The organism is Pseudoglutamicibacter albus, from assembly GCF_022346425.1.
Classification (GTDB): Bacteria; Actinomycetota; Actinomycetes; order Actinomycetales; family Micrococcaceae; genus Pseudoglutamicibacter; species Pseudoglutamicibacter albus.
This window is the reverse complement of sequence record NZ_JAKRCW010000005.1, coordinates 1-16,615: the sequence shown is the minus strand read 5'-3', so window position 1 is coordinate 16,615 and position 16,615 is coordinate 1. Positions and strand designations below refer to the sequence as shown.

The window sequence follows — 16,615 nt, the reverse complement described above, 5'->3', positions numbered from 1 at the left end:
ATATGGCGGCGTATCATGTGCTTATGACGTATTCGGTAGCGGTTTCTGGAGCCACAGGTTACGCCGGCGGCGAGGTTTTGCGCCTGCTCACCCAACATCCACATGTCAGCATTGGCGCAGTCACGGCGCATTCGAGCGCAGGGGAGCGGTTGGGTGTTTCGCAGCCGCACTTGCGTTCGTTGGTAGAGAGGGTGGTTGAACCCACGAACGCTGAAACCCTCGCAGGTCACGATGTGGTGTTCCTAGCGTTGCCGCACGGAGCTTCCGCCGAGATCGCTGAGCAGCTTGGCGAGGACGTGTTGGTGATCGATGCGGCAGCGGATCACCGCCTCGAAGACCCAGTTGCCTGGGAGAAGTTCTATGGAAGTGAACATGCTGGCTCGTGGCCGTATGGCCTGCCTGAGCTACCGGGTCACCGCGAGAGGCTTCGCGGCACCAAGCGCATCGCGGTACCTGGCTGCTATCCGACCTCAGCGCAGCTGGCACTCGCCCCGGGGATGGCGGCGGGGCTCCTAGAACCGCAGGATGTTGTCATTGTTGCGGCCTCCGGCACCTCAGGAGCCGGCAAGTCCCTCAAACCGCATCTGCTGGGTGCGGAGACGATGGGCGGGATGAGCCCGTACGGCGTCGGTGGGATGCATCGGCACACCCCGGAGATCGAACAAGGCCTGAGCGCGTTAGCCGGTGAACCTGTCCAGATTTCTTTCACACCAACGCTGGCCCCAATGCCGCGTGGAATCCTCACCACGGCCACCGCCCGCGTCAAGCCCGGCGTGAGCGCAGAGCAACTGCGTGAGGCCTGGGTGAACATGTATCAAAACGAGCGGTTTGTGCATGTTCTGCCTGAAGGTCAGTGGCCGCACACCAAAAACGTTGCAGGCTCGAACCATGTTGAGATGCAGCTGGCCTTCGATGCGCACGCCGGCCGCGTCATCGTGACCGCGGTGGTGGACAACCTGACCAAGGGGACCGCAGGGGGTGCGGTTCAGTCGATGAACCTTGCGCTCGGCTTGGAAGAACATGCTGGTTTGCAGCAGGAAGGTATGGCTCCGTAATGAGCAAACATGTCAGCGTTGAACCGCTTCCGGAATACACCTCAGCAGATGCCGCCCGCGAGCTCGCGGGCGTGACGGCCGCGAAGGGTTTCCGGGCCTCGGGCGTCACCGCAGGTTTGAAGCCTTCAGGTAAGCCAGATGTTGCGTTGGTTGTCAATGACGGCCCGGACTATGTAGCCGCGGGCGTGTTCACGACTAACCGCGTGTGCGCGGCCCCGGTGCGTGTTTCGCGTGCCGCGCTGGAACGCAACCGTTCTGCGCACGCGATGGTTTTGAACTCGGGTGGCGCGAACGCGTGCACTGGTCAGCAGGGGCTCGCGGATGCGTTGGCTACCCGTCAGCACGTCTCGGACCTGTTGGGTTGTGAGCCTGACCAGGTTCAGGTCGCCTCCACCGGCATGATCGGTGTCCTGCTCCCGATGGATACCTTGTTAGCCGGCACGGATGACGCGTTCAAGCAGCTATCGGTTGATGGTGGGGCGGATGCGGCCCACGCGATCATGACCACCGACACCGTCGCCAAGCAGGCTCAGGTGAGTGCCGAGGCCGGCTACACGATCGGCGGGATGGCCAAGGGCGCCGGGATGTTGGCGCCGGGACTCGCGACGATGCTCGTGTGCATCACAACCGATGCGGTGATCGAGCAGCACAGGCTTGAAGCCGCACTGCAGCAAGCTGTCGAAGTGTCCTTCAACCGGGCTGACTCGGATGGTTGCATGTCCACGAATGACACCGTGCTGATCATGAGCTCAGGCGCATCCGGTGTCAAGGCGGATGAGGAATTCGAGCAGTTGCTCGCCTCCCTCTGCGTAGACCTTGCACGCCAGCTGCTCAGCGACGCGGAAGGTGCAAGCCACGACATCGCCGTCACAACCATCAACGCAGCCTCCGAGGCCGATGCACTCGAAGTCTCCCGCGCGGTGGCGCGCTCCAACCTCTTCAAGACCGCGATCTTCGGCAACGACCCGAACTGGGGCCGCGTGGTCTCCGAGGTCGGCACCACACAAGCCGCCTTCGAACCCGAGAACCTCAGCGTGGCCATGAACGGCGTCTGGGTTGCCCGCAACGGCGGGGTAGGGGACTCCCGCGAGCTCGTGGACCTATCAGCCCAACGCGACGTGCACGTCGAAATCGACCTGCACGCAGGTGAGGCAACAGCGACGATCTGGACCAACGACCTCACCCACGACTACGTCGAAGAAAACTCCGCCTACTCAACCTAAGCTCACCGCACCCGTCGCTACCGCCACCTCAACCGATAAGGAAACCTCGTGAGCACCCCAGACCCCGGCCCACAAGACCCAGCCCAACAGAACCCGGCACCGCAGACGTCGTCGATCAAGACACCGATCAATCAGCGTTCCCAAGCGGAACGGCTCGCGCTCGCCGCCCGCAAAGCGGAGGCGCTGGTTGAGGCTCTGCCGTGGATTCAGCGTTTCGCTGGAACGCGCATGGTCATCAAGTATGGCGGCAACGCGATGATCAATGACCAGTTGCGGGAAGCGTTCGCTCAAGACATCGTGTTTCTGCATCACATGGGTGTTCATCCGGTCGTGGTTCATGGGGGTGGGCCGCAGATCAACGCGATGCTGGACCGTCTGGGTGTCGAGTCTGAATTCCGTGGCGGCCTGCGGGTCACGACCTCGGAGACCATGGATATTGTGCGGATGGTCTTGACGGGGCAGGTGGGCCGCGAGCTGGTGGGTTTGATCAACTCGCATGGACGGTATGCCGTGGGGCTTTCGGGCGAGGACGGTCAGTTGCTGCGTGCCAGCCGTCGCGGCACGGTGGTTGATGGTCACGAGGTCGATTTGGGGCTTGTGGGGGAGGTGACCGGTGTTGATCCGAGCGCTGTCGAGGACCTGATCGATGCTGGCCGTATCCCTGTGATCTCAACGGTCGCCCCGGAGATCGATGTGTGGGGCCAGCCAACGGGCGAGGTCCTCAATGTGAATGCCGATACGGCCGCCGCGGCTCTTGCTGGCGCGTTGGGTGCCTCCAAGCTCGTGATCCTCACGGATGTTGAGGGGCTATACGCGAATTGGCCGGATAAGGATTCGCTGATTTCTTCGCTGACCGTCAGCGAGTTGGTTGAACTGTTGCCTTCGCTGGAGTCGGGGATGATCCCTAAGATGACAGCGTGTTTGGCGGCGATCGAGGCTGGGGTGTCTCGCGCGCACATCGTGGATGGGCGGAAACCGCACAGCATGATGTTGGAGATTTTCACGTCCGCTGGCGTTGGTACGCAGGTGGTTCCGAACGGTGAGGAGGGCTGAAACGTGAGTGTTGAAGATTACGATGCGGTAGCGCAGTCAGCGTTGGCGCTGGCTCAGGAGGCGAGCGGCTCCCATAGCGCGGCTTCGGAGACGGGCGAGACCAATGAGAGCCTTTTGGGACGCTACAAGGAAAGCCTCATGGGTGTGTTCGGCAGGCCGCAGCGCCCTCTGGTGCGTGGGCGGGGCTCGTATGTGTGGGATGCCGACGGTAAACAGTACTTGGATTTGTTGGCCGGTATCGCAGTCAACGCTTTGGGGCATGGGCACCCTGATGTGGTGCGTGCCGTGTCTGAGCAGATCTCCGCGTTGGGGCATGTCTCCAACTTCTTCACATCTCCTGCGCAGGTGGCGCTGGCCGAGAAGATTTTGAAATTGGCCCAAGCGCCTTCCGGATCTGCCGTGTTTTTCACTAATTCGGGTACTGAATCCAATGAGGCGGCGTTCAAGCTGGCCCGCCGCAATGCCGGCACTGATGAGAAGCCGCGGACCCGCATCGTGGCTTTGAAGCAGGGTTTCCACGGCCGCACGATGGGTGCGTTGTCTATGACGTGGAAGCCGGCCTACCGTGCTCCGTTTGAGCCGCTGGTACCGGGCGTTGAGTGGATTGAGCCGGGTGATGTTGATGCGCTCACAGAGGCGGTGGATGAGACGGTTCAGGCCGTGATTGTTGAACCGATTCAGGGTGAGGCCGGGGTGCGTGAGCTTCCCGAGGGCTATCTTGAGGAGGTCCGTAGACTGACCCGTGAGCACGGGGCGTTGATGATCGTCGATGAGGTGCAGACCGGTATTGCTCGCACAGGCGAGTGGTTTGCTTCGCTATCGCGCGTCACTCCGGATGCGATGACGTTGGCTAAGGGCCTCGGTGGCGGTATGCCGTTGGGTGCTTTGGTCACGTTCGGTGAAGAGAATTCGAAGCGTTTGAGCGCAGGCCAGCACGGGACGACCTTTGGCGGTAACCCGGTCGCTACCGCGGCGGGGCTCGCGGTCCTGGAGGCTCTGGAGTCTGAAGGGATCCTGGCCCATGTCAAAGAAACGGGTGCATGGCTTGCCGAACAACTTGGGCAGCTACCTGAGGTGGAGTCTGTTCACGGTAAGGGTTTGCTGCTCGGTGTCGAGGTGGGCGAGGGGATCGCACCCCACATGGTCCGCGTCGGGCTTGATGCCGGTTTCATCATCAACGCAACCGGACCATCGACGGTCCGCTTGGCTCCGCCGCTGAACATCTCCCGCGATGAGCTACAGACATTCCTTGAGGCGTTCCCGCAGATTCACGCTGAAGCACAGTTTCACGCTGAAGCCGCGAAAGCGCGCGAACAAGAAGGCACAGGTGAGGACGATACCCAGAAAGAAGGCCAGCAAGCATGAGTTCGGTACGTCACTTCTTGAAAGACACAGACCTGAGCCCTCAGGAACAGAACCGGGTTCTGGATATGGCTGAGCGCCTGAAAGCTCAGCGGTGGTCTCGTTCTCCGTTGGCGGGCCCGCAGACTGTCGCCGTGATTTTCGATAAGACCTCAACCCGTACGCGGCTCTCGTTCGCGACCGGGGTCGCTGACTTGGGCGGGCACGCGCTTATCATCAACCCGGGTGAGGCACAGATGGGGCATAAGGAAACCATTGAGGATTCGGCGAAGGTTTTCTCCCGCATGGTTGCTGCCGTTGTGTGGCGTACGTTCGCCCACGCGGACATCGAGGAGTTCGCGGCGCACGCGAGCATCCCGGTCGTGAACTCCCTGACCGATGACTACCATCCATGCCAGATCCTCGCTGACCTGCTGACCATCCGAGAACACAAAGGGAAAACCGCCGGCTTGAGCATCGCCTACCTTGGCGATGCCGCTAACAACATGGCGAACTCGTATCTTTTGGGGTGCGTGACCGCGGGTATGCACGTGCGGATCGCAGGTCCTGAAGGCTATCTTCCGGCCGCGGACGTTGTGGCGGAGGCGCAGAAACGCACGGAAGAAACCGGCGGCAGCGTAATGGTGACAACTGATCCGGTCGAAGCGTTGAAAGACGCCGACGTGGTGGCCACAGACACCTGGATCTCGATGGGGCAGGAAGATGAGAAAGAGCAGCGGCTCAAGCTGTTCACAGACTACGCGGTCGATGATGCCGCGATGAGCCACGCTGCCGCGGACGCGATCGTGTTGCACTGCTTGCCGGCCTACCGCGGTTTCGAGATCTCCGAGTCGGTGATCGACGGGCCGCAGTCGGTGGTGTTCGATGAGGCAGAGAACCGTCTTCACGCCCAGAAGGCTCTCTTGACGTTCTTGCTGGATGAATCCGGCCTGGCGGCGGACACGCCGAAAGACCAGGAGGGAACCGCATGAGCGAGACGGCACATTCCTCCGCGGGCTCCGTACACAGTTCCTCGGGCTCCGCACACAGCTCAGCGGCGGGGCTGAAGACCCCAACCCAGTTGACCACCAAGACAGCCCGGCAGGCGCGTATCCGCGAGATCCTCAGTACCGCGTCGGTGGGTTCGCAGGCCGAGCTGGTCAACATTCTTGCTGACGAGGGTTTCCACGTCTCACAAGGAACGCTCTCACGCGACCTTTTGGATGTTGGCGCTGTGCGCGTGCGTGGGGCCAACGGTACGGGATACGTGTACCGTTTGTTGGCTGATGGTGAGGACCCCGCCGCGTTGAGCCGCCCACACGCGAGTGCTGCGGGGGAACCGGAAGCGTGGGGTGGCAAGCTCGCTCAGCTGTGCACCCAACTACTGGTCGCAGCTGATTCGAGCGCGAACATGGCGGTTCTCCACACCCCGCCAGGGGCCGCGAATTTCTTGGCGCAAGCGATCGACCGCGCCGCTATCCCTCTGATTCTGGGGACGGTGGCAGGCGACGATACGGTGTTAGTGATCACGCGTGACCCGCACGGCGGGGATGATGTGGCCCGCCGATTCCTCGAGATCGCAGGCGCGATATAGACGCGGCGGGAGCCTGATAGCTAGCCCGCTTGCGCTCGCCGACTACTCGGGTGAGCCCTCCAACAGCGGTAGTAGCGCTGTTTGGTCGAAGGTTTTCGCGGCATCGATAGCGTTGGGTGTTCCCGCATCGGGCCGTGCGCCGCGTTCCAGAAGCGCGCGCACGAGTGGCTCGTCACCGCGGAACACGGCGCACGTGAGGGCTGACTGATTCGACTGATTGAGGTAGTTGACCTCGGCGCCGGCCTCGTCGATGAGCGCGAGCGCGAGCTCGCTCTGGCCTGAATAGGCGGCAAGGATCAAAAACGTGTCGCCGCGGCTGTTCTGGATTTCAGCCGGAATACCCTGCTTGACGTATTCGACCAGCAACATGTCGCCCTCACGGGCCATGTCGAAGAGCTTGTTGAGGAACTCGACCTGTTCATCACTCAACGCCGGCCCGGTGCCACCAACGTGTGGTGGCGCGGCGATTGCTGCTTCGAAGTCCGTTCCGGAGCGGCGGCGCGGATCAGCCGGGTGCAGGGGCTGTGCATCGCCTGGCTGCGCGTCGTTTTGGTGTGCATCGTGGGTTCCACTCATAGGCAACATCTTAACGAAGCCTGGATGGCTCCGTGTCTTTGAACAGTCATAGACGGGGTGGCCATAGATAGAATGGACGGCGGTGCTTTGCGCCCGCAACCCGGCCTTTCAAGGAGTAATACATGACGGCAGAACAGAACGCAGCGCCTCACGGCACGAATGAGGGGTCGTTGTGGGGTGGTCGTTTCGCTGATGGCCCGTCGGATGCGATGGCCGCGTTGAGTAAGTCAACGCATTTCGATTGGCGTTTGGCTCGCTATGACATTGCCGGTTCGAAGGCGCATGCGCACGTTCTGCACCGCGCAGGCCTGTTGAGTGATGATGAGCTCGATGGCATGCTCACTGGCCTTGAGAAGCTGGATGCGGACGTGGTTTCGGGCGCGTATCAGCCGGCTTTAAGCGATGAGGATGTTCACGGTTCCCTCGAGCGTGGCCTGATTGAGCGTACCGGCGCGGAACTGGGTGGGAAGTTGCGTGCGGGGCGTTCGCGTAACGATCAGATCGCAACGCAAGGCCGCATGTTTTTGCGTGACCACGCCCGTTTGATTGCTCGCGGGGTTGTGGATGTTATCGATGCGTTGATTCAGCAGGCGCAAGCGCATCCGTATGCGCCGATGCCGGGGCGTACGCATCTGCAGCATGCTCAGCCAATCTTGTTGAGCCATCATCTGTTGGCGCACGCGTGGGCTCTGTTGCGTGATGTAGAGCGTCTGCGTGACTGGGATGAGCGCGCTAATGTTTCGGCGTATGGTTCTGGGGCACTGGCGGGGAACACGTTGGGGCTGGACCCTAACCGGGTAGCCGCGGATCTAGGGTTCGCCTCCGCTACGTGGAACTCGTTGGATGGTACGGCTTCGCGTGATGTGTATGCAGAGTTCGCGTGGGTGTGCGCGATGATCGGGGTGGATCTATCGCGGATCTCTGAGGAGATCATTTTCTGGGCGACCAAGGAAGCGAACTTCGCGTTCTTGGATGACCGTTATTCGACGGGTTCCTCGATTATGCCGCAGAAGAAGAACCCGGATATCGCTGAGCTAGCTCGCGGTAAGACAGGCCGCCTGATCGGTGATCTGACGGGGTTGTTGGCCACACTGAAGGCTCTTCCGCTCGCGTATAACCGTGATCTGCAGGAAGATAAGGAACCGGTTTTCGATGCCGCGGACACCCTAGAGATTCTGTTGCCTGCGGTTTCCGGGATGATCGCTACGTTGCGTTTCAATACGGAGCGGATGGCTGAGCTGGCTCCGCAGGGTTTCGCCCTGGCTACTGACATTGCCGAGTGGCTGGTCAAGCAGGGTGTCCCGTTCCGTGTGGCTCACGAGCTGTCCGGGCAAGCGGTGTCTCTGGCCGAGTCGAAGGATTGCGAGCTGTGGGATCTCACCGATGAAGACTATGCCGGTATATCGGAAGCGATGACCCCGCAGATGCGTGAGGTCTTGTCCACGCGCGGCTCGCTCGAGGCTCGTTCTGGTCAGGGTGGCACGGCTCCGGATGCGGTGGCACGCCAGTTGGAGGCCCTCATCAAGTCGGTGCATCAGGTGCGTCAGTATGCTGACGGGCCGTTGCATTCCGATTCGTTTGGTCCGCGTGCGTAGAGTTTTTCAAGGAGTACACCTGTTGATGTCGAAGGATGCTGTCATGAGTCAGCCAGCGCAGATGCGTGAGAGAACGCAAGCGGGGGATGCGGCTAGTCAGCCGCGCAAGCCGGTGGAAGAACCGGTAGGGGAATCTATTGAGCAGCTGCTGGATCGTTTGTGTGCGATCATCCCGGACCACCCCGAGCCTGGCATCACGTTCCGTGATTTGACCCCGGTTTTCGCTGATGCTGAAGGGCTGCATCGGGTAGTGGATGCGTTAGCTGAGCCGTTCGCTGGTCAGTTCGATGCGGTGGCTGGTTTGGAAGCGCGTGGGTTCTTGTTGGCGTCCGCGGTCGCGTATGCCGCGGGTGTGGGCCTGATGACGGTGCGTAAGGGCGGCAAGCTCCCGCGTGAGGTGTATTCGCGGGAATATCAGCTGGAGTACGGCACTGCCTCCCTTGAGGTTCACCGTGACGCTTTGCCTAAGGGCGGCCGGGTCTTGTTAGTGGACGATGTGCTAGCCACCGGCGGCACCGCAGCTGCGGCGGCCTCATTGGTTGAGCAGGTCGGCGGCACCGTTGCTGGTGTTGCTGTGGTCTTAGAGTTGGATGGTTTGGGTGGCCGAGAGAAACTCGATCCGTGGAAGGTGCACGCTCTGCAGCGCGTCTGAACCGTAACCCACGGGTGCCGAACTCTCTGAAGCGGGTTCGGTGACACACGAAAGAAGGTGGCCCGGTCGTCGTCGTACGACGACCGGGCCACCTTCTATCTTCCTATGGATTAGGAATCCGAGCCGCTACCCGAGGCGCCCGGTCCTCCCGCTCCGCCAGGCATGATTTCGCTCATGTCGACGGTCTCATCCTTGGATGGAGCCTCGATCTTGAACTCCTGGTTGAAGTCGCTGATGCGAGCGCGGCCCTTCAGATCCTTTGGCATCGGGGCTCCGGAACCCGTGTTGCCGGTGTTGAGCTGATTTTCCGACATGATGTCTTCGCCGCTACCTTCAACAGCGAGGAGGGTTTTACCGTCAGCGGCGTCGATAAAGAACAAGGTTTCACCGTCTTCTCCAGTGCCCTTGTATTTGAATGCGCTCTTGCCGTTGATCTCTGCAGGCTCACCTTGGTCCTCGACCTTGGAAATATCAAGCGACTCAGCGAACTTGGTGAAGTCTGAAGCGTTTGGAGCTGACTGGCCTGTTTCAGAGAACGGCATCGTCATGTATTTACCGCGCATCTTGTCGAAGGTCTCGCGTATTTGCGGTGGCACCTCACCACCTGCGCTGGCAAAAATGTTGTCTAGAAGGTCGTCGCCGAACTTCATGTACATGTTTTCGCCTACGAGCTTCATGTCGAAGCCACCCTTGATTTGCTGGCCACCCTGCGACATATCCATCTTGATCTTCATGTCTGCAGCGACCTGCGGATCAACGGTTTGGACCGAGCTAATCTGCACCTTTCCGTCGGAAGCAGTGAACTCGCCCTGTAGCTTGTAGGACTTCAGGTTCTGCAACTGCTGCTTCACATCAGCGCTGATTTCGGAGAACGGCTTTGCCTGCCCCTGAGCGTTGTTGTTCTGCTGCTGGCCAGCCTCACCGTTGTTCGAAGCAGGCGCGTTGCCGTCGTTGCCGCATGCTGTCAGAGCGAGAGCGGAGAGGGAGAGAACGGCAAGCCCTGCGCGGAGCTTATTCTTCATCATTGTTGATCTCACGGTTCCTTTCGTTCCGTGGGATGAACCGCCAAATGAGCGATGCATCGAGGGTGCTCGTCTAAACAAGAGTATCAAGTACGAGTTTTCGTCAGTTTCGTAGACTAACGTTACGGGGTTGCTGAATAGAAATGAAAAATAAACGAACCCCGCCGCAAAATTCTCAGCCTAGGCACATCTTCTGCGAGTCAGCCACACAGGCGCGCCGCACTCAGTGAGGACCGCTCACCACCGGACGCTGGCTAGTCATTGGACGCTGGCTAGTCATTGGACCAGGGAACTGTTTCGTCTTCCTTTGGCTGTGGAATCAGGGCGGTTTGGTTGAAGCGGCTGAACTGGATGATGTGCCCGTCGATGCGGGTGTCCACGGCAACTAACGCGTGGGAGTCCACATCGATGTAGAGCACTACGTCGTCGGCGCCGACGTATTTGAACACGTCCTGGCCGTTGAGCTGGATCTTCTCTGCTTCCTCGGTGAACGAGTCCCAGTCGATGGTTGAGAGCATTTGGTCGCTCAGTTTCACGGGGTCGAGGTTCTTGAGCTCGGCTTCCTGTGGCGTCATCGTCACGTAGTGGTCGAGGATGTCGTCGACGTTTTCGTCTTGACCGTTTTCACCTCCGGCACCGAGGCTGCTCCAGAAAACTCGGTCGCCTTTGAGGTAGATGGTCTCATCGTCGAGGATGAGGTTCATTTGGCCGTCCGCGCGGGTGCCACTCACATGGCCTTCTAGCGCCATAGCGTGGGCGGGTTGGCGGTGGAAGACACCCACGAAGTCGATCGTGAGCCCTTTGAACATCGTGGTTCCGTCAGCTTTATACGTTGACATCGTGGCAAGCGTTTTCAGGATGTCGAAGCGAATGTCAGCGATCTGCGGAGCCTGCACACCGTCTTCGCCATCTTCTGCATCCGTTGTGGAGCTTGCCGAAGATGCAGCTGGTTTCTTCGACTCCGAGGGGGCCGTCGATGTTGAGGCTTTGGCTTGGGCCGATTCCGGCGTAGCTGAACCTTCAGTCGGGTTATCAGAGCCTTCCGTGTGTGCGGGCTTCTCGTCAGGCACGTCTTCGTGTGCCGCGGCGCAGCCGTTCAGCACACCCAGCATCGGCACACTCATAACAAGCAGTGCAGCCACACATCGTGCGGTGAACTGTCGTGGCGTGCGAAACTCTGTCACTTCAGACCTTTCCGCCACATCAGAACTTTCTGTCACGTTGGAACTCTCCGCCACATCGGAAATCTCTGTCACGTTGGAACTGCTTATCAAGTGTATGTGAGGGCATGCGGACAAGCGCCTCGAGGCGGGCATGATGTGTGCGTGCGCGTAGAATGGACAGTCGCGCATTTTATTCGCTCATCCACAGCGGGGCGCGGACTTTGCGGGTAGGCGCAGGCTCTATAGGTAGGGGGATATCGCGTGCAACAGCCACGGTCTGACAGCACGGAGCAACAGTATGTTTCACAACTGTATGCCCGGGTTGATCAGTTGCGCACCCAGAAGGTTGAACAGCTGAAGAAGGTTCAAGCCACGGGCGCGATTGGTAGCGTTCAGAACGCTTCAGAACGTGACTCTTTTGCCGCCCTGTACGAGGACCGGATCGCTCAGCTGGAAGCCGTTGAGCATCGTCTGGTTTTCGGGCGCATCGACCGTAGCGAGGACATTGAGTGGCGCGTGGGCGAACCGGTCATTGAACAGGCGCGCGCCCGTTATATCGGCCGTATCGGTTTGACTGATGAGCAGCAGCAACGGTTGCTCATTGACTGGCGTGCCCCTGAGGCTGCGACGTTCTATCAGGCGACCCCGTTTGAACCGTTGGGGGTTGCTCGCCGCCGCCACTTGAGCCTCAAGGGGCGCACGGTGGCCGCGTTTGAGGACGATGTGCTGGACCCTGATCTCGCGACCGCCGAGGGTGCCTCACATTCCGATGGGGCACTCATCGCGGCCTTGAACGCTCCTCGAACGGGCAAGATGGGCGATATCGTCGCCACGATTCAAGCGGAACAGGACCGGATCATACGCGCCCCGATGCGTGGCGTCACGGTCGTGCAAGGCGGGCCTGGCACCGGCAAGACTGCCGTCGCGCTGCATCGCGCCGCATACCTCTTATATGAGCAGCGTGAACGCCTGGGCCGCGCGGGCGTATTGATCGTGGGTCCATCGCAGACGTTCATGTCTTATATCGAACGCGTGCTGCCCTCGTTAGGCGAGACCGGCGTTGTTATGTCCACTGTCTCGACCCTCTACCCAGGCGTTGACGGTGTGCCGGAAACCAACCGGCAGGCGGCCCGTCTCAAGGGTTCCCTGCACATGGTCGAGGTTATGAAACGCGCGGTGGCGCAACGTCAACGCACCATCCCAGGTAAACGCAAGCTCACCATCGAAGGCCTCACTGTCACGCTAAAACCTAAGACCATCAAGCGGGCGCTCGCCGCGGCCCGTGCGAGCCGCCAGCCGCACAATAAGGCCCGTGAGGTGTTCGTGGACCACGCGGTCGCGGAGATCCTGGAGCTGTACCAAGCCGCTGTTGACAGCGATGGTGTGCAGGGCTCCGAGCAGGAAACCGCGGCGTTGGAGCGCGATGTTCGTGCCAGCCGCGATGTGCGTGTTGCCTTGAATCTGTGCTGGATGCCGCTGACCCCTGAACAGTTGGTGAGGGACTTGTTCAGCAAACCAGAGATCCTGGATGCGGTTCTACCGCGGCTCTCGTCTGTCTCGCGTGAGGCATTGTTGCGGGAGCCGGGCGCTGCGTTCACGGAGGCGGATGTTCCTTTGCTGGATGAGGCTGCGGAGCTGTTGGGTCCGTTGCCGGTAGCCTCGAGTGCGCAGCGCGCTGAGAAACTGCAACGCGAACGCGATGTTGAGAACGCGAAGAAAGCGCTTGAGAACGTCAACGCGGAGCTTGAAGAGATCGGCGTCGACGGTGTGGTCGATGAAAAAATGCTGCTTGAGTTCAACGAGCACCGCGCTACGGGTTTGAGCGCGGTCGAGCGGGCCGAGCGCGACCGGGAATGGACCTACGGGCACGTGATTGTGGACGAGGCCCAAGAGCTCACGGCGATGCAGTGGCGGGTTCTGATGCGGCGCGGACCGCTGAAGTCCTTCACGATTGTGGGCGATATTGCGCAGGCCACGACCGTGGGTTCGGCTTCCTCGTGGGCGGATGCGCTGCAGCCGCATGTGGGGAAGCGGTACCGCTTGGAGGAACTCAGCGTGAACTATCGCACGCCTCGGCAAGTGGTTGAGCTCGCAGAGAGGCTCGCACGAGCTGAGGGCCTACCGATTTCTGCGGCTCAGGCTGTGCGCGATGCCGACACTGACCCGATGGTGCGTGAAGTCGCAGACTCCGAGCAGGTGCTCACGCATGCCGGCGATGCCGTGGCTCGCTTCATGGACAAGACAAGCCAGGGCCTCATCGCAGTTATTTGTCCGCAGGCTGAACAGACTGCCGCGATGGAGGCTTTATCGCAGCGGTTTGATGCCCAGGTGGGAACTGGTGCCGGCGATGCGGCGGCCGGCCAGCGCATCGTGGTGTTGACTACGGATCAAGCCAAGGGCCTCGAGTTCGATGCGGTGGTTGTGCTGGAACCCAACGCGATCGTGGCCGAAGATCACACCGCGGCAGGGCTGTATGTGGCGATGACCCGCACAACGCAGGACCTTGTGGTGATCGCCCCTGAGGGCGATCTGCCTGCGGCGTTACAAACTGAAGATCAGGCGTTACAAACTGAAGATCAATAGTCCGGTTGGTAGCATGACCAATGTGACCGAAAAGGAGAAAGCCGACGTAATGGGACAAACGAACGACCCCTCATTTGACAACATTTTCCAGGAGCTGAAGTGGCGCGGCCTCATGTACGTGTCCACCGATGAGGAGGCTCTGGAGAAGGTGCTGGCAGGGGAGCCTATTACGTATTATTGTGGCTTCGATCCGACCGCCCCGTCGTTGCACTTGGGTAACTTGGTGCAGATCCTGGTTCTACGCCGTCTGCAGTTGGCGGGGCATAAGCCGTTGGGTCTTGTGGGCGGTTCGACCGGTTTGATCGGCGACCCTCGTCAGACGGCCGAGCGTGTTTTGAACACCCCGGAGACGGTTCAGGAATGGGTTAAGCGTTTGCGTTCCCAGATTGAGCGTTTCCTTTCCTTCGAGGGCGATAACGCCGCACGTATGGTCAACAACCTCGACTGGACCAAGGACCTCACGGCACTAAGCTTCTTGCGCGATGTGGGTAAGTATTTCCGCGTGGGAACCATGATCCGTAAAGAGACCGTTGCTAAGCGGCTGGCTTCGGATGAAGGTATTTCTTACACCGAGTTCTCCTACCAAGTCCTTCAGGGCATGGACTACCTGAACCTCTACCGCGAATACGACTGTGTTCTGCAGACGGGTGGCTCGGATCAGTGGGGCAACCTGACCTCCGGCGCGGATCTGATCCGCCGTGTTGAGGGTGTGTCTGTCCACGCGTTCGGCACCCCGCTCATCACGAACTCTGATGGCTCTAAGTTCGGTAAGTCCGAAGGCAACGCGATCTGGCTGGATGCCGAGATGTGCTCGCCGTACACGTTCTATCAGTTCTGGCTCAACACTTCGGATGCGGATGTGATCGACCGTTTGAAGGTCTTCACGTTCATGCATCGGGCGGAGATTGAAGAGTACGCGAAGAAGGTTGAAGACGAGCCGTTCCGCCGTGAAGCGCAGAAGCGCCTCGCATGGGAAGTGACTTCGTTGGTTCACGGCCCGGAGGCAACCCAAGCAGCGATCGATGCTTCCGAGGCCCTGTTCGGTTCCGGTGAGCTTGCGGCGTTGGATGCTGGCACGGTCGATGCTGTGTTTGCTGAGCTGGGTGGCGCTGAGGCTGCAAGTGGCTCGAATATCGTTGATGTTCTGGTTGCCGCTGGCATCTCTAAGTCGAAGTCTGAAGCGCGCCGTTCGCTGGGTGAAGGCGCGATCAACGTGAACAACGTCAAAGTGACTGACCCTGAGGCGACGTTCGAAACCGGTGAGGGCTTGGGTTCTGGTAGCGGCGCGGAGGACGTCCTGATTCTGCGTCGCGGACGCCGAACGCTCGCCGCGGTTCGTTTGGTCTAAGTGGATTTGGGCTAAGTGGATTTGGGCTAGAGCGGCTTTGGTCTATGTGGCTGATGCCGCTTCCGGTTTCACCTGTAGCGATGAACCCTTCCAACCGGGAGGGGAAGAGCGTAGAGTAGAGACCATGACACTGACACCTGATTTTGAAGCCAAGGTTAACGAACAGATCACCCTCGAATTCGAAGCGAACATGGTGTATCGCCAGCTCGCTATCGAGGCTGATAAGCAGGACCTCACGGGTTTCGCGAAGTGGTTGCGCGCGCAGGCCGATGAAGAGATCGAGCACGCCAATAAGTTCATCAACCATCTCTTGACCCGTGACGGGGCCCCGAAGATCGGGGCTATCGCGGCACCGGATGTGGCGGAGAACGCATCCCCGCTGGAGCTTTTCACAGCCGCACTCGAGCACGAAAAGAAGGTTTCGCAGGCTATCCGCGATCTGTACCGGGCCGCCGATGCCGCTGGCGATATCGATTCGCGTCCTCTTCTGGACTGGTTCATCAACGAGCAGCTTGAGGAAGAGGACACTGTGAGCGAGATCATCGGCCAGCTCAAGCTGGTGGGCAACGACGGATCGGGCCTGTTGCGCCTCGACACTTCGTTGGGAGCTCGTACGAGCGACGGAACTGAAGACGAGTAGTTTCGACATCGAAACGATCTAGCTGAATTAGGGCTTAGAACTAGGGCCTAGCTTTCCTCGCCTGGGTGGTCACCGGCAGTGAGCCGGTGACCACCCAGGGCGTTTAAGCCCGGAAACTCAAGGATTTTTCGAGATCGAAGCGAGCGGTGTGTGGGTGGTTTTGCGTTTTGGTGTGGGTGTGTGTAGAGTATTTTCCTGTTGCCCACACGGATGGAGTGCCGGTTGCCGGCGTGTCTGGTGGACAATGACTCGGGATTCATCTACCGGCTAGGTTTGTTTCTGGTTTTGGTTTGGTGGGGTTTCGGGTTTCATATCTGCCATATGGTTGCTTTCTTGCAGAGGGTTTCCGGGTTGTTTACCTGGTTTTGTTTTCTTGGAAAGCTTGTGGTAGAGTGAGTATCCGCTCTTGAGCGAAGCGTCCTGGTTTCTTTCTTACTTCGCATGGTTTGTGTGTGGGGTTTGTGGGGCGTGGAGTCTTGGGTGTTTGTTGTTTGAGAACTCAATAGTGTGCCAAGTTTGTTTGTTGATACCAAATATTTTTTGTTTGGTGGTTGCCTGCATGCCTTTGATCCCTGTCAGGGTGTGTGGGTTTCTGCTTGGATTAGATGTGATCGCGCCCTTTTTTGTGGGGTGTGGTTGTCCGCTTTGTAGCATCTGTTTTTATGTTTTTTGCGGAGAGTTTGATCCTGGCTCAGGATGAACGCTGGCGGCGTGCTTAACACATGCAAGTCGAACGCTGAAGCCTGGTGCTTGCACTGGGTGGATGAGTG

General features: G+C 59.7%; 14 protein-coding genes and 1 rRNA gene. 12 read left to right on the top strand and 3 right to left on the bottom strand.

Annotated elements, in window-relative coordinates; genetic code table 11:
• Positions 1 to 23: 23 nt before the first annotated feature.
• From argC to argR, 6 genes are all read left to right on the top strand, one after another.
• Positions 24 to 1,055 (top strand): N-acetyl-gamma-glutamyl-phosphate reductase, encoded by a 1,032-nt coding sequence (argC, locus tag MHJ63_RS04335; RefSeq protein ID WP_070490765.1) that lies wholly within the window; start codon positions 24 to 26, stop codon positions 1,053 to 1,055.
• Entirely contained in the window at positions 1,055 to 2,278 is a 1,224-nt protein-coding gene (argJ, locus tag MHJ63_RS04330; protein ID WP_083289384.1) for a bifunctional glutamate N-acetyltransferase/amino-acid acetyltransferase ArgJ, read from the top strand. Before argC ends, argJ begins: the two co-directional genes overlap by 1 nt.
• A 126-nt stretch (positions 2,279 to 2,404) precedes the next feature.
• Entirely contained in the window at positions 2,405 to 3,331 is a 927-nt protein-coding gene (gene argB / locus MHJ63_RS04325; RefSeq protein ID WP_070490767.1) for an acetylglutamate kinase, read from the top strand.
• A 48-nt stretch (positions 3,332 to 3,379) separates the two neighbouring features.
• Positions 3,380 to 4,696: an acetylornithine transaminase gene (locus tag MHJ63_RS04320; protein ID WP_275435945.1), complete on the top strand. Its 1,317-nt coding sequence runs from the start codon at positions 3,380 to 3,382 to the stop codon at positions 4,694 to 4,696.
• On the top strand, positions 4,693 to 5,664 hold the full coding sequence (gene argF / locus MHJ63_RS04315; protein ID WP_070490742.1) for an ornithine carbamoyltransferase: 972 nt from the start codon (positions 4,693 to 4,695) through the stop codon (positions 5,662 to 5,664). Before MHJ63_RS04320 ends, argF begins: the two co-directional genes overlap by 4 nt.
• Positions 5,661 to 6,266 (top strand): arginine repressor, encoded by a 606-nt coding sequence (gene argR / locus MHJ63_RS04310; RefSeq protein ID WP_083289385.1) that lies wholly within the window; start codon positions 5,661 to 5,663, stop codon positions 6,264 to 6,266. Before argF ends, argR begins: the two co-directional genes overlap by 4 nt.
• A 42-nt stretch (positions 6,267 to 6,308) precedes the next feature.
• Here argR and MHJ63_RS04305 read toward each other — a convergent pair whose 3' ends face one another.
• Entirely contained in the window at positions 6,309 to 6,842 is a 534-nt protein-coding gene (locus MHJ63_RS04305) for an ankyrin repeat domain-containing protein (protein WP_218078873.1), read from the bottom strand.
• Positions 6,843 to 6,964: 122 nt separating this feature from the next.
• Between MHJ63_RS04305 and argH the strand changes: the two genes are divergently transcribed.
• Together argH and MHJ63_RS04295 are read left to right on the top strand one after the other, a co-directional pair.
• Positions 6,965 to 8,437 (top strand): argininosuccinate lyase, encoded by a 1,473-nt coding sequence (argH, locus tag MHJ63_RS04300; RefSeq protein WP_070490743.1) that lies wholly within the window; start codon positions 6,965 to 6,967, stop codon positions 8,435 to 8,437.
• Positions 8,438 to 8,480: 43 nt separating this feature from the next.
• Positions 8,481 to 9,089 (top strand): adenine phosphoribosyltransferase, encoded by a 609-nt coding sequence (locus tag MHJ63_RS04295; RefSeq protein WP_239446256.1) that lies wholly within the window; start codon positions 8,481 to 8,483, stop codon positions 9,087 to 9,089.
• Between the two features lie 110 nt (positions 9,090 to 9,199).
• On the opposite strand, the gene MHJ63_RS04290 is transcribed toward MHJ63_RS04295, so the two are convergent.
• Both MHJ63_RS04290 and MHJ63_RS04285 read right to left on the bottom strand, forming a co-directional pair.
• The gene (locus MHJ63_RS04290) at positions 9,200 to 10,114 is read right to left on the bottom strand and encodes a hypothetical protein (RefSeq protein ID WP_239446255.1); all 915 of its coding nucleotides are present in this window, start codon (positions 10,112 to 10,114) and stop codon (positions 9,200 to 9,202) included.
• Between the two features lie 269 nt (positions 10,115 to 10,383).
• Positions 10,384 to 11,295, bottom strand: coding sequence for a hypothetical protein (locus MHJ63_RS04285; RefSeq protein ID WP_239446254.1), 912 nt, complete (start codon positions 11,293 to 11,295; stop codon positions 10,384 to 10,386).
• 240 nt (positions 11,296 to 11,535) lie between these two features.
• Between MHJ63_RS04285 and MHJ63_RS04280 the strand changes: the two genes are divergently transcribed.
• The 4 genes from MHJ63_RS04280 to MHJ63_RS04265 form a co-directional block, all read left to right on the top strand.
• Positions 11,536 to 13,857 carry a HelD family protein gene (locus MHJ63_RS04280; RefSeq protein ID WP_239446253.1) on the top strand — a complete coding sequence of 774 codons (2,322 nt, stop codon included), beginning with the start codon at positions 11,536 to 11,538 and terminating at the stop codon, positions 13,855 to 13,857.
• Positions 13,858 to 13,870: 13 nt separating this feature from the next.
• Positions 13,871 to 15,205, top strand: a complete 1,335-nt coding sequence (tyrS, locus tag MHJ63_RS04275) for a tyrosine--tRNA ligase (protein WP_239446252.1) — start codon at positions 13,871 to 13,873, stop codon at positions 15,203 to 15,205.
• 124 nt (positions 15,206 to 15,329) lie between these two features.
• Positions 15,330 to 15,845 (top strand): ferritin, encoded by a 516-nt coding sequence (locus tag MHJ63_RS04270; RefSeq protein WP_035757376.1) that lies wholly within the window; start codon positions 15,330 to 15,332, stop codon positions 15,843 to 15,845.
• Positions 15,846 to 16,513: 668 nt separating this feature from the next.
• Positions 16,514 to 16,615, top strand: a 16S ribosomal RNA gene (locus tag MHJ63_RS04265); the annotation flags it as partial.

Bases quoted from the DNA above. Each gene is read 5' to 3' on its own strand.
- argC (WP_070490765.1), top strand. From the start codon at position 24: ATGACGTATTCGGTAGCGGTTTCTGGAGCCACAGGTTACGCCGGCGGC.
- argJ (WP_083289384.1), top strand. From the start codon at position 1,055: ATGAGCAAACATGTCAGCGTTGAACCGCTTCCGGAATACACCTCAGCA.
- argF (WP_070490742.1), top strand. From the start codon at position 4,693: ATGAGTTCGGTACGTCACTTCTTGAAAGACACAGACCTGAGCCCTCAG.
- argR (WP_083289385.1), top strand. From the start codon at position 5,661: ATGAGCGAGACGGCACATTCCTCCGCGGGCTCCGTACACAGTTCCTCG.
- MHJ63_RS04305 (WP_218078873.1), bottom strand. From the start codon at position 6,842: ATGAGTGGAACCCACGATGCACACCAAAACGACGCGCAGCCAGGCGAT.
- argH (WP_070490743.1), top strand. From the start codon at position 6,965: ATGACGGCAGAACAGAACGCAGCGCCTCACGGCACGAATGAGGGGTCG.
- MHJ63_RS04295 (WP_239446256.1), top strand. From the start codon at position 8,481: ATGAGTCAGCCAGCGCAGATGCGTGAGAGAACGCAAGCGGGGGATGCG.
- MHJ63_RS04290 (WP_239446255.1), bottom strand. From the start codon at position 10,114: ATGATGAAGAATAAGCTCCGCGCAGGGCTTGCCGTTCTCTCCCTCTCC.
- tyrS (WP_239446252.1), top strand. From the start codon at position 13,871: ATGACCAATGTGACCGAAAAGGAGAAAGCCGACGTAATGGGACAAACG.
- MHJ63_RS04270 (WP_035757376.1), top strand. From the start codon at position 15,330: ATGACACTGACACCTGATTTTGAAGCCAAGGTTAACGAACAGATCACC.